The following is a 13086-nucleotide window of genomic DNA, read 5'->3' as shown; positions in this document are numbered from 1 at the left end:
CTCCCCCCGCTCGGCCCCGTAGGCTTGGAGCAGGCGGCTGATGGACTCCTCCACCCGGTAGATCTCCGCTCCGCTGAACATGAGCCGAAAGCCCATTTCGCTTACCAGCTCCAGCAGTGCATCGTAGTCCAGCTTCAACGGAGCGCCCCTCCTTTTTCCACCCAAAAACACGGCGTTGTTTTGACACCGGTTTACAGCTTATCACATTTCCCGCGGGATATCCATACCTTTCTTGGAAATATTCCGCGCTCTGGAAAAAAGGGCGCTATTGATTGTGAAAACAGGATTTGATACAATATGCACATGAGGAAAAAAAGAGGAAAAAGGAGGCGGTCCCATGCCCCCCAAAGAAAAGACGCCCGCGGAAAAAGCAGCGGAAAAGGCCCGCATCCTGGATGCCGCACTGGATATCCTGGCCTGTGACGGCTATGAAGGGCTGACCATGCGGAAGCTGGGCCAGAAGATCGGCGCCTCGGCCACCAAGATCTACCTTTATTTTGTCAACAAGGACGAGGTGTATCTGTCGGTGGTTATTGAGGGCTACCGGCAGCTGTGCGCCAGCCTGCGCCAGGCGGTGGAGGCCGCCCGGGGCGGAGAGGCCCGGCTGGACGCCTTCCTGCGCACCTATCTGGAATTTGCCTGGAGCCACCCCGCCTTTTATGAGGTGATGGCTCTGCAAAAGATCCCCATGCAGGCCGATTACGCCGGCACTCCCATGGAGGCGGCGGCCCGGCAGAAGTATGAAGCGGGAATGGAGGTCTTTCTCCTGACCCGAAAGGTGTTGGAGGACTATCTGAAGGAAAAGGGCTATACCCCTCCTGTGTCCCGGGACGCAGCCGCCTTCTCGGTCATTGTATTTCTCAACGGCCTGCTCAACACCTACTATAATAAGCTGGCCCACACCGTTTTTTCCGATCTGGAACAGCTGCTGGATAACTGCATCATCCTGCTGAAAAACTCCTTCCGAAGTGGTTAAAAGTCAAACCAGAAAAAACGCGCGCGCCGTCACAAGCGGCACGCGCGTTTTTTGAAAAGGCTTGGTATCTCACTGGTCACGGGTCAAAGGCGGCGCTTCGCCGGTCTGTCCCGCCGAAGAGGTTGTTATATTGTAGGCACTGATAGTCCTGAATCAGGGACGTGTAGTCGTTGGTCTCTAGGTGGCTGTAGGCCTGCCCGGCCCGGTCCACATAGCCCACAAAGGTGATGGCGGGAAGCTGCTGCTGGAGCTGCCACAGATAGTCCTGGTACTGGGTGCCCTGAATCCCGGCGTAATGCAGCAGGTAGAGGCCCAAAAAGTTCAGGCTGGTCACCTCCGGCCCCTCCTGCGGCAGGGGGTAGTTGGCCCAGATGACAAAGGGGGTCTTATACTTGCCCATGTACTGCTCCATGGTCATCCCATCCTGGGTCACCCCATAGGCCTTATCCAGAAATTCCTGCTCCACCGAGGGCTGGTGGTCGCCGAACATGAGGATCATGGTGGGCTCCTCCTGGTCCTGAAAATACTCCACCAGGGTGCGGAAGGCCTCATCGGTCTTGTTGGCCAGGGTCAGGTATTGCTCGGCCATAGGGTACTTGCCCGGCTCATCGGTGAGGGTGACCTCCGCGGGGTAGTCCTCCACCGTGTAGCTGCCGTGGCTCTGGATGGTGACGTTGAACAGGAAAAGAGGGGTCCCCTCCTCCTTGTGCTCAAACTCCCAGATGATCTGCTCAAAGTCGGACTGGTCGCTGACATAGCCGTGCTCAAAGGTCTGGGGCACATCCATGTCCTCCCCACATTTGAAGGCGTCAAAGCCCAGCCGGGGGTAGGCCTGATTGCGCTGCCAGGAGGTGCGCTCCCCGGGGTGGAAGGCCAGCGTATCATAGCCCTGGGCCTTGAGCAGGGAGGCCAGAGAAGCGGTGGGCCCCAGCACATACTGCTGGTAGGGGATGCTGCCCGAGGGCAGGAAGGCCATGGAATTGCCGGTGAGAAATTCAAACTCACTGGCGCTGGTGCCTGCGCCGAACACCGAGGTATAGGTGTGGCCGAAAATGGCGTTGTCCAGGGAGCGGATATAGTCGGTGACGCTCTCACTGAGCTGAAGGTTGCCGTAAGACTCAAAATCCGCCCAGGATTCGTTCATGATGGCGATGATATTGGGGCGCTCCACCGACACCTGGGCAGGCTCAGCGGGCTCGGTCTGCTCCAGCAGGGCGTCCACCTGCTCCGGGGCATAATTGTCCGGCTCCTCCACCTCCAGAAACTCGGTGTTACGCAGGAATACCGCCAGGCAGCCCCCGTTTTGGTAGGCCCCTGCCTGGTCCCACACGTCAGTTTTCACCCCCAGCTTTTCCAGCTTTTCAGTGGGCAGCAGGAAGAAGAGGCAGGCCAGCCCCGCCGCCAGACAGGCCAGCCGCAGGGGGATCCCTTTCCGGGTGGTGAGCCGCAGGCGGGCCTTGCGCCGCTCCGGATGGAGGAACACCACCAGGGCCGCCGCCAAAAGGATGGTGATTCCCATCTGCCAGGTGGGGGCCAGCCGGTAGGTGCCCGCCACGCTGGCGGCGGTGCCCAGGGCGGAAAAATCCCAGGGCAAAATAGGGGTGCCCCGGAAGGAGTAGATAAAGTAGTTGGCCGCGCCCCAGGAAGCGGCGGCGATGTGGATGCCGATGGTGCAGGGGGCGATCCGTCCCACCAGAGCGCACAATGGCCAGAAGAGCAGGGCCACGCACAGTGCGTTGGCCAGCTGAATGGAAAAGGCCATGGCAAAGGGGTTGGCTCCGTATGTAAACTGCATGAGCCAGGTGGCGGTAAAGGGGGTCAGGGCCAGAAAGATGCCCTGCCAGAGGCCGTTTTTGCGAAGGAATTGTTTGACGTGCATATAGATGGTTCTCCTGAAACTTGAAGGGATAGTCCGTGATTATACGCCAAAAAGTCCGTTCTGTCAAAGGCGGACTCTGCCGGCGGGCAGGGCGGGCTACGGATGCTTGCCGGTGTTGATTTCAAATTATTTAAATCAAATTTCCGCATTATTTATAAAAATAAGCATTTTTTACAACTTTCTATTTCTGCTTTGTTTTCTCTGCCCGCCATAGTCCCATGGCTGACAAATCTATGGCCTTTCTTACGTTTTTCTTTCCAAACGCTTTGAATTTAGGTGGTATGCACGAAAACAGAACAGGCGGCCCGGAACCGGGCCGCCTGTTTTCGTGCCTTTACAGCACCGTGGCAGTGTGGTATGCTTCTCTTGGCGCTGTTGCAATACGGCGGTTAGTCACTCCCTTGTGAGAGGGGGTGGAGCGTATGGGAAACGGGCGTTGGACGAAAGTCCTGCGCTTTCTGGTGTGTTTTATCATGATCCTTACGGTCATGATTTACATATCCCCAAAAGCGTGTTAACCGCCCGGCGGCCACCGAGCGGTTAACGAGTCACTGATTGGTTAACTCACGGGGCTAACCGCTTTGCGGCAGCGCCCTTTCTATCTTTATTATAGGCACTTCGCCCCTTCTTGTCAACGAAAACAGGCGGCCTGGGATCGGGCCGCCTGTTTTCGTGCCTTTACAGCACCGTGGCAGTGTGGTATGCTTCTCTTGGCGCTGTTGCAATACGGCGGTTAGCCACTCCCTTGTGAGAGGGGGTGGAGCGTATGGGAAACGGGCGTTGGGCGAAAGTCCTGCGCTTTCTGGTGTGTTTTATCATGATCCTTGCGGTCATGATTTACATATCCCCAAAAGCGTGTTGACCGCCCGGCTGCTACCCGAGCGGTCAACGTAATGTTGAAGTAACCTCGTGGGGCTAACCGCTTTGCAGCAGCGCCCTTTCTATCTTTATTATAGGCACTTCGCCCCTTCTTGTCAACGAAAAAGGCGGCCCGGTTCCGGGCCGCCTTTTGTCATTATACCTCTTCCAGCTTGCCGCCGAAGGCTTCCACCGCGCGGGCGTCTGCCTCCCGCTTCTCTTCGATGGCTTCCTTCAGGAGCATATCCTTCACCTTCATCAAACGAATGGTGTTGGACCGCTCGTTCTCGTCCAGCTTCATGGAGATATACTTGATGGCCTCCTCCATCTGGGGGATCTTCACATATTCCAGGGCGTTGACCCGGCGGCGGGTCTTTTCGATCTCCTCCGCCAGCAGCTGGGAGGTCTTTTCGATCTCCGCCAGCTTCAGCATATCCTGGAACACCCCGGACAGGGCGTCCACCGCCCCGTCCAGCTCGCCGGAAGTGGTGGCAAAGCCGTAGGGATAGATCTCCCCGGCGTCGTCGCTCTTGGTGCGGAAGTGATACACCGGCACGTTGACGCTCATGATGTTCTGGAAGGTCATGTCCAGCTCCACGCTTTGCTTGGGATAGAGCAGGGACTGCTCCAGCATTTCCGAGGACATAAGGGCCGAGGCCACGGTGAAAGAGCCGTGGGCACGCATCAGCCCCTCCTCCACCTTCTTCCGCAGGGCCCGGTTCTCCCGTACCACGTCCATGAACTGCTTCATCAGCTCATCCCGCTTATCCTTCAGCAGCTTGTGGCCCCGGATGGAGGTCTTGAGCCGGGTCTTCAGCCGGGTCAGCTCCTGCCGGGTAGGATTTACGTTAATGGCCGGCATGATTTATCCCTCCTTTTTTGGGAGGTATTTCTCGATATACTCCGGCTTGATGCGCTTCAGCTCCGCCTTGGGCAGGAGGCTCAGCAGGTCCCAGCCCAGATCCAGGGTCTCGATGATGGAGCGGTTCTCATCGGTGCCCTGGGAAACATAGCGCTTTTCAAACTCGTCGGCAAACTTGGCGTACATCAGGTCGGTGGGAGAGAGGGCGGCCTCACCCAGGATGCTCATCAGCTCCTTGTTCTCCTTACCAGTGGAATAGGCGGCGAAGAGCTGGTTCATGGTGCCCGCGTGATCCTCCCGGGTCTTGCCCACGCCCACGCCCTTATCCTTCAGACGGGACAGGGAGGGCAGCACGTCCACCGGGGGATTCACGCCCTTGCGGTACAGCTCACGGGACAGGATGATCTGGCCCTCGGTGATATAACCGGTCAGGTCGGGGATGGGGTGGGTCTTGTCGTCCTCGGGCATGGTGAGGATGGGGATCATGGTGATGGAGCCCTTCTTGCCCAGCTGACGGCCGGCCCGCTCGTACATGGTGGCCAGGTCGGTGTACAGATAGCCGGGGTAGCCGCGGCGGCCGGGGACTTCCTTCTTGGCTGCGGACACCTCGCGGAGGGCCTCGGCGTAGTTGGTGATATCGGTGAGGATAACCAGCACGTGCATATCCTTCTCAAAGGCCAGGTACTCCGCGGCGGTGAGGGCCATACGGGGAGTGGCGATACGCTCGACGGCGGGGTCGTTGGCCAGGTTGGTAAAGAGCACGGTACGGTCGATGGCGCCGGTACGGCGGAACTCCTGCACGAAGAAGTCGGACTCCTCGAAGGTGATACCAATGGCGGCGAACACCACGGCGAAGTTGCCGGCATCGTCGCCCAGCACTCTGGCCTGACGGGCGATCTGGGCGGCCAGAGCGGCGTGGGGCAGACCGGAGCCGGAGAAAATGGGCAGCTTCTGACCACGGACCAGGGTATTCAGTCCGTCGATGGTGGAGATGCCGGTCTGGATAAACTCGTTGGGGTAGTCACGGGCGGCAGGATTCATGGGCAGGCCGTTGATATCACGGTACTCCTCGGCCATGATCTCGGGGCCGCCATCGATGGGACGGCCCATGCCGTTGAACACCCGGCCCAGCATATCCCCGGACACGGGGAGCTGGAGGGGATGGCCCAGGAAACGGACCTTGGACTGGGCCAGATTGATACCGGCGGAGGACTCGAAGAGCTGTACCACCGCGTTGTCGCCGTTGACCTCCAGCACCTTACAGCGGCGGATGGAGCCGTCGGACAGCTCGATCTCGGCCAGCTCGTCATAGGTGACGCCGGAGACCTTGCGCACCACCATCAGGGGGCCGTTGATCTCCTGAATGGTCTTATATTCCCGAATCATGCCTCTTCACCTCCCTTGGCCACAATGGCCTCGATCTGCTCCTCCATCTCCCGGGCCATCTGGGCATAGACGGTCTGGTACTGGTCGTCGGGCACGCTCTTGGCACGGCCCATCTTCTCCCGGAAGGGGATGTTGAACAGCTCGGATACCGGCGCGCCCTTCTCGATAGCGGCGCGGCACAGCTTGTCATAGTCCAGGATCATCTGGATCATCTTGTCCTGGCGCTCATAGCTGGAGTACCAGTCCACCTCCATAAAGCCGTTCTGCTGGAGGAAGTCCTCCCGGAGCATCTTGGCGGTCTCCAGGGTGAGCTGGTCGCCGGCGGACAGGGAGTCCTTGCCCACCAGCTGCACGATCTCGTTCAGGCTGGCCTCCTCCTGGAGGATGGACATGGACTTGTCGCGGTTGACCATGAACTGGGGCCCCAGGTGCTCGTCATACCAGGGCTTCAGGGAGTCCAGGTACAGAGAGTAGGAGTTGAGCCAGTTGATGGCGGGGAAGTGACGGCGGTAGGCCAGAGAGGCGTCCAGGGCCCAGAACACCTTGACGATGCGCATGGTGGCCTGGGAGACGGGCTCGGACAGGTCGCCGCCGGGCGGGGAGACCGCGCCCACAGCGGTAAGGGAGCCCCGGCGGTCGGCGTCGGAGCCGATGCACTCCACCATACCGGCCCGCTCGTAGAACTGGGCCAGACGGGAGGACAGATAGGCGGGGTAGCCTTCCTCGCCGGGCATCTCTTCCAGACGGCCGGACATCTCACGCAGAGCCTCGGCCCAGCGGGAGGTGGAGTCGGCGATGACGGCCACATGGTAGCCCATATCACGGAAGTACTCGGCGATGGTGATGCCGGTATAGATGGAGGCCTCACGGGCGGCCACGGGCATATCGGAGGTGTTGGCGATAAGGACGGTCCGCTTCATCAGGGACTCGCCGGTACGGGGGTCCACCAGCTCGGGGAACTCCCGCAGTACGTCGGTCATCTCGTTGCCGCGCTCGCCGCAGCCGATGTAGACCACGATGTCCACGTCGGACCACTTGGCCAGCTGGTGCTGCATGACGGTCTTGCCCGAGCCGAAGGGACCGGGGATGGCGGCGGTGCCGCCCTTGGCCACGGGGAACATGGCATCCACGATACGCTGGCCGGACAGCAGCGGGGTCTTGGGGGGATACTTATGCTTATAGGGGCGGCCCACACGGACGGGCCACTTCTGCACCATGGTCAGATTGTGCTTCTGACCCTTGTCGTCCACCAGCACGGCCACGGTGTCCAGCACGGTGAAGGAACCGGACTGGATGGACTCGATGGTGCCGCTGAGGGTGGGGGGAATCATGATCTTGTGGAGCACCACGCTGGTCTCCTGGACGGTGCCGATGACGTCGCCGCCGGTGACCTTGTCGCCCTTTTTGGCGGTGGCGTTGAACTGCCACTTCTTCTCCCGGTCCAGGGCGGGGACCTCCACGCCGCGGGGCAGGTTGTTGGAGCCCGCCTTCTTCATGATGCCCTCCAGGGGGCGCTGGATGCCGTCGTAGATATTCTCAATGATGCCGGGGCCCAGCTCCACAGACATGGGGGCGCCGGTGGTCTCCACCACCGCGCCGGGGCCCAGGCCGGAGGTCTCCTCATACACCTGGATGGAGGCGGAGTCGCCGTTCATGGTGAGGATCTCACCGATGAGGCGCTGCTCGCCCACCCGGACCACGTCGGCCATGTTGGCGTCGGTGAGCCCGGTGGCAACCACCAGCGGGCCGGAGACTTTGACGATTTTTCCGCTCAAATCACTCTAACCTTCTTTCTCGTCGGGACAAGCTGCGCATCCCGCGCCCTGGCGTAAACGCCAGGGCTTGCTCGCTCCGCTGTCCCTCCTCCTCCCCGTCCGACCCGCTTGCGCTGGGCTCGGTCGGGGGTGCGGGCGGCCGTAAAGGCCGCCCGTTATACCGATCGTTACAAAATGTCCGCGCCCACGGCCCGTTCCACGGCGCTCTTGACGTTGGCCATGCCAATGCCCAGGGAGCCGTCCTTGCCGGGGATGAGGATGATGGCCGGGGTGAGCTCGTCCTTGTACCGGGCCACCTCCGCCGTCATACCGGCGGCGTGCTGCTCGGTCAGATAGACCACCGCGTAATTCTCTTTGGCCAGCTCGTGAAGGGTGCGCTTGGCCTCCTCCACGGTTTCCGCGGGAAACACGTCCAGCCCCAGGGCCTTGAAGCCCAGCACGCTGTCCTTGTCTCCCAGCACAGCAATTCGGTAATTAGACATAGGACTCACGCAGCCTTTCCCGGATGGTGTCCCCATCCAGCCCCGCCATGCGGCCGGACAGAATGGTGCGGATGGCGGTGAATTCGGTCTCCCTGGCGTACAGGTAGCCGATCACCGCCTGCTCCCCGAAGGGGATGCGGCGGGCCTGGGCCAGATAGTTCATCACCGCGTTGTCGCACAGACGCTCAAAGGCGGTGAGCTCCCCGCTGCCGGGGGCGGTGAGGGCGGCGCCGGCGGCGGCAGCCTCGCTGAGGGGGCCCGCCCGGAACAGGGCGGCCAGATCGCTGCCCTTGCCCGAAGTCAGGGTATGGACCTCCACATTACCGCCGGACAGCAGCACCTGGTTTAAGAAATCGCTGCCCTTGCCCATGCGGGCCGCCCGGACGGCGGAGCGCAGGTTGGTGGCGTCGATGAGCAGGCGCACATAGCCCTGGAGGAAGGGACTTCCGGTGGCCTTGGCCGCCTCTCCCATCTCTCCAAAGTAGGCCCGGTCCAGCACAAAGTCGGCCAGCTGGGGGTCCCCGCCGCCATTCAGCAGCTCCCGGGCCTGGACGATGGCCTGCCGGAAGGGGTCGGTGAAGTCCCGCAGGCTGTCCCGCTGCCAGGCATCCTTGATCTGTGCGGCGGTCCAGCGGCCCCCCTCCATCAGCAGCCGGTCGGGGTCGGCCCCCACGGCGGCGGCCTTGATGAGGGTCTTGGCGTTGTGGTAGTCGTATTTCATCTGAAACACTTCCACCAGCCGCGGGTCGGGCACCGCCCCCTTCAGCTCCTTGTACAGCGCCCTCCGGGCGGCGGAGAGCAGCTCGTCCAGGGCGGTATGGGTCAGGGCGGTCAGCTCACTGTAGCCGCACTCGGACAGGACCTTGGCGGCCTCGTCGCCGGTGCGGGCATCCAGCATCCGCTCCATCCGCTCCCGGGTGAGCAGCCGGGTCTCCATCGCCCGGATGCGGGCGGATATGGTCAGATAGTCGGTATCTTTGATCTTAGCCAAAATGTTGCCTCCTTACTTGCAAGGAGCGCATCAGTCGAAGAGCACCTTGGCCACCTCGCGGTCCATCTCGCCCCGCTGGAGGCGCACCAGAGTCTCAAAGGTGCAGTTGACCTCCACGTCCCCGTCGCTGAGGATGAGGCCCCCCTGGATGGGGCGGGTCTGCTCGGACATGGTCAGGTGTCCGTCTTTCAGGCGCTCGTTGGCCTGGGTGACCACCTGCTTGCCGTAGCGGGTGCGGTCCTTCTGGGAGAAGATGACCGCCTCCTTGCCGGTGGAGGAGGCCTTCACCGCCAGATTGGCCAGCAGAGTCACATAGTCCTTGTCGGGCAGGTTCACCAGCTTCTCCAGCGCCAGGTCATAGGCCTTGGAGAGCATCTCCTGCTTGGCGGCCAGCTCCAGCTTGCGGGCGTCCAGCTGGGCCACGCTGGCCAGCCGCTCCACCCGCTCGTCGGCGTTGCGCTTGCCCCGGGAGAGGATCTCCTCGCTCTCCCGCTTGGCCTGGGCCTCATACCGGGCCAGGATCTCGTCGGCCTGGCGGCGAGCCTCGGCGTTGATCTCGTCGATCTCCCGCCCGGCGTCGGCCGCAATGCGCCCGGTGATTTTTTCAATTCCGTCCATAGTCTACCTCTCAGCTTAGAAGCCGAACATAATCATCAGGAAGGAGATCAGCAGGGACAGGATGGCGTAGAACTCCACGATGATACACAGCACCATGCCCTTGGACCAGTCGTTGGGGTTCTTGGCCACGATGTTGACGGAGGCGGCAGCCACGCGGCCCTGAGCGATGCCGGAGAGCAGGCCGCCGATGGCCATGGGGATGCAGGCGGCCAGGATGATGAGGCCGTTGGCGATGGACAGGTTGGCCACGGTGCCGTCAAACAGGCCCATCTTCATCAGGGCCAAGAAGCCGATGACCAGGCCGTACAGGCCCTGGGTGCCGGGGATAACCTGCAGGATCATACACTTGGAGAACTGAGAGGGGTCCTCGGCCAGCAGGCCGGCGCCGGCCTCACCGGCCAGGCCGGTACCCTTTGCAGAACCAACGCAGGCCAGGCCTGCGGCCAGAGCGGCGCCCAGGAAACCAAAGAAGGCGCCTGCGTACTGAGTCAGAAATTCACCGAATGTCATGTTACTGTTCCTCCTTAATGTCGACATACTTTGTCGCAATGTTCAGGGGCCGCCAGGGGCGTCCGCCCTCTTCATAGAACTGCTTGAAGAATTCCAGGTATTGCAGACGGGATGTGTGCACGTAGGTGCCGATGACGTTCAGGCCAATGTTGAAGGCATGGCCGATGATGAAGATCACGAAGAAGATGGGGATACCGATGGCCGGAGGCAGTCCGCCGCCGGGCATGGCGCCCAGGATGTTGAACACCTGGCCGATGACAGAACCGGCCAGCATCATGACCATCAGACGGGAGTAGGAGAGGATATCTCCAAAGTAGCCCGTCACGCCGTTGTATACTGCGCCGATGACGGCGGTGACCTTACCGAAGCCCTTGGCGGTCCGGCTCTGGCCCAGCAGCATCAGGCAGCCGATGATGAGCACCACCGGATAACCGGCCACATTGCCCACGCCCAGAGCGAACAGGGCGATGCCCACAAAGATGACCCACCAGGTCCCGATGTCCAGGACGGCGTCCACCACCTGGCCCCGGCGGCACAGCATCCAGAACTTGACCGCCATGCCCACCAGGATCTGCACAAAGCCCACCGCCAGCGCAAAGACCAGCACGGTCATGGGGTCGCCCATGACGTTGAGCAGGGGGCCGGGCACGCCGGTCACGCCGTCGGGCACCGACAGGAAGGGAATCACCGGCTGAGCCAGGCCCAGCATACCGGTGAACTGCACCAAAAAGTCGGAGAAGAAGCCGCCGGTAAAGAAGCCGATGACAGCGGACGAAATGCCGCACATAATCATCAGCCGGATAAGCTGGCCGAAGCCGCCCTTGGGGTGGGTCTTCCAGTTGATGAAGGCGCAGGCCCCCGCCAGAATCAGGCCGTAGCCCAGATCGGCGAACATGAACCCGAAGAAGAAAATATAGAAGGGGGCCATCAGCCCGTTGGGGTCCACGCCGTCATAGGCGGGAAGGGAATACATCTCGGTAATGGTGGTCAGCGGCTCGGTGAACTTGTTGTTTTTCAGCTTCACCGGCACCACCGGATAGTCCTCCGGCGCCGGGTCCTGGGTCTCCCAGCAGCAGGTGTACTGTCCCAGCTGCTCCAGCAGCTTTTTCTCGTCCGGGGCAGGCACCCAGCCCTCCAGGAAGAAGGCGGAGGCGCTGTCCAGCAGACGGCAGCGGGCCTCCTCCCGGGCGATCTCCTGATCGGCCCGGTCCAGGCACTGCTCCAGCGCGTTCTTTTTGGAGGCGTAGGCCCCCACCTGGGCGATGGTGGACTCCAGCTCCCTGGCGGCGGCGGCCAGCTCGCTGTCCAGCCGCCTGTCGTTCTCCGCCGCCGTGCCCGTCCAGCCCCGCAGGGCCGCCCGGGAGAAGCCGTACTCCTTCAGCACCTCCTGGCACCCCTCTTCCGCGCTGCGGTGGCAGAGGAACACCAGATACTTCAATTCGTTGTCCGCCCCCGCCCGCATGAGCTCATACAGGTCGGTGACGGCCCCCAGGGCCCCTTCCAGGGCGTCCAGGTCGGTGGCCGCGGCCACCGTACCGAATTGGACGGACACCTCCGGGGTGGAGGCGGTCTCCAGGGGGATGTCCAGCGTCAGCCAGGGCGCCAGCGCCAGTTTTTGAGTCCTCAGCTTGTTCTGCTCGGCGTACAGAGTGGAGATCTTCCGCTCCAGGGCCACCAGCTGCCCGGCGTCGGCCAGGCTGGTCTGATAGGCCTTGTCGTCGAAGAGCTCCCCCTCGGTAATCACCGGCCTGGGGGTGAGAAGCCCGCCCTTTTGCTTGGGTCCGTACTTCTTCAGGGTCTTCAGGGCGTTCTCCACGCTGGAACGGGCGTCCCTGGCCTCGTTCAGCGCCCCGGTGTCCGGCCGCGTCAGGCTCGCCCAGGCGGGGTCGTCCTTGCACTCCCCCGGCTCGTCGATCTCCACGCAGCCCAGATGCTGAAGCAGCCGCAGCATGGACTCCCGCTGGTCGCGCATACCCACCAGCCGCAGCCGCTTCATTTTCACAATGGACATCAGTTCTTCACTACCCTTCTCACGATGCTGGCAGCGGCGTCGGCCAGGCGGCCCTCCGCCTTGGCACGCAGGGTGTCACAGGTTTTCCGGGTCTGAGCCGTCACCTCCGCCGCGTGCTTGGCCGCCGTTTCCTCGGCCGCTTTCATAAGCTCACGGGCCTTGGCCTCCGCCTGGGCGCGGGCCTCGGCCAGCCGGGCCTTGCCCGCCCGCTCGGCCTCCGCCACGGTGCGCTTGGCCTCCGCCTGGGCTTCGGCCCTGCGCTGCTTGTGGGCCTGCTCCGCCTCGGTCACCTGCTTGATCGCTTCCAGAGACATACTTTCACCGCCTTTCCGCATCCCTTGTCTCACTGGACAAGTTTCCCGATGTTACCTGAATCATACTTCAAATACCGGATGATTGCAAGTTTAAAATTGTCAGTTTAATTTACCCCCTGCAATTTTTTCTTTTTGAATTCTTCTCATTTTCTTCCATATTATTGATATTTTCCATGTTTTTGACGTGATACTTTCTTTTTTTATGTTTCTTTTAAGCTCGTGAATTTTTTAACAAAAAAATTTTGTGCATTTTATCCACAATTATTTGATAAATATTTCACTCCATAAGGGAATCTCACCGGGCCTGGATAAGCAAAAAGGGCGGACGGCCTATGGCCGTCCGCCCCCAGCCTGTCGAAAAAGTCCAGCGAAAGCTGGGCTTTTTCATTTAGATGAGATAAAATAGAGGAGGTGGTGAGAAGGA

At 61.3% G+C, this 13086-nt stretch carries 11 protein-coding genes; 1 reads left to right on the top strand and 10 read right to left on the bottom strand.

Translation table 11 applies throughout. The features are described 5' to 3' along the window. Window positions 1-337: 337 nt before the first annotated feature. Complete coding sequence (locus Q0J75_RS11480) at window positions 338-976, top strand: TetR/AcrR family transcriptional regulator (RefSeq protein ID WP_297201375.1); 639 nt, start codon at window positions 338-340, stop codon at window positions 974-976. Between the two features lie 76 nt (window positions 977-1052). Here Q0J75_RS11480 and Q0J75_RS11475 read toward each other — a convergent pair whose 3' ends face one another. The 10 genes from Q0J75_RS11475 to Q0J75_RS11430 all read right to left on the bottom strand — a co-directional run bounded on the left by Q0J75_RS11475 (window position 1053) and on the right by Q0J75_RS11430 (window position 12662). Next, window positions 1053-2855: an LTA synthase family protein gene (locus tag Q0J75_RS11475; protein ID WP_297201372.1), complete on the bottom strand. Its 1803-nt coding sequence runs from the start codon at window positions 2853-2855 to the stop codon at window positions 1053-1055. Window positions 2856-3870: 1015 nt separating this feature from the next. Continuing rightward, entirely contained in the window at window positions 3871-4575 is a 705-nt protein-coding gene (locus Q0J75_RS11470; protein WP_297201369.1) for a V-type ATP synthase subunit D, read from the bottom strand. A 3-nt stretch (window positions 4576-4578) separates the two neighbouring features. Next, on the bottom strand, window positions 4579-5961 hold the full coding sequence (locus tag Q0J75_RS11465; RefSeq protein ID WP_297201366.1) for a V-type ATP synthase subunit B: 1383 nt from the start codon (window positions 5959-5961) through the stop codon (window positions 4579-4581). Further along, complete coding sequence (locus Q0J75_RS11460) at window positions 5958-7736, bottom strand: V-type ATP synthase subunit A (protein ID WP_297201361.1); 1779 nt, start codon at window positions 7734-7736, stop codon at window positions 5958-5960. The genes Q0J75_RS11465 and Q0J75_RS11460 overlap by 4 nt, the downstream gene beginning before the upstream one ends. A 167-nt stretch (window positions 7737-7903) precedes the next feature. Then, complete coding sequence (locus tag Q0J75_RS11455) at window positions 7904-8218, bottom strand: V-type ATP synthase subunit F (RefSeq protein WP_297201358.1); 315 nt, start codon at window positions 8216-8218, stop codon at window positions 7904-7906. Continuing rightward, a complete protein-coding gene (locus Q0J75_RS11450) occupies window positions 8211-9209 on the bottom strand; it encodes a V-type ATPase subunit (protein WP_297201355.1) in 999 nt (332 codons plus the stop codon). Before Q0J75_RS11450 ends, Q0J75_RS11455 begins: the two co-directional genes overlap by 8 nt. Window positions 9210-9239: 30 nt before the next feature. Beyond that, window positions 9240-9827, bottom strand: coding sequence for a V-type ATP synthase subunit E (locus tag Q0J75_RS11445; protein WP_297201352.1), 588 nt, complete (start codon window positions 9825-9827; stop codon window positions 9240-9242). Between the two features lie 15 nt (window positions 9828-9842). Then, entirely contained in the window at window positions 9843-10337 is a 495-nt protein-coding gene (locus tag Q0J75_RS11440) for a V-type ATP synthase subunit K (RefSeq protein WP_297201349.1), read from the bottom strand. Window position 10338: 1 nt separating this feature from the next. Then, window positions 10339-12348, bottom strand: coding sequence for a V-type ATP synthase subunit I (locus Q0J75_RS11435; RefSeq protein ID WP_297201346.1), 2010 nt, complete (start codon window positions 12346-12348; stop codon window positions 10339-10341). Continuing rightward, a complete protein-coding gene (locus Q0J75_RS11430) occupies window positions 12348-12662 on the bottom strand; it encodes a hypothetical protein (protein ID WP_297201343.1) in 315 nt (104 codons plus the stop codon). The genes Q0J75_RS11435 and Q0J75_RS11430 overlap by 1 nt, the downstream gene beginning before the upstream one ends. Between the last annotated feature and the right edge of the window lie 424 nt (window positions 12663-13086).

Origin of the sequence: uncultured Flavonifractor sp., assembly GCF_944385615.1 — a bacterium.
GTDB lineage: Bacteria > Bacillota > Clostridia > Oscillospirales > Oscillospiraceae > Flavonifractor.
This window is presented reverse-complemented; position numbering and strand designations above follow the sequence as displayed.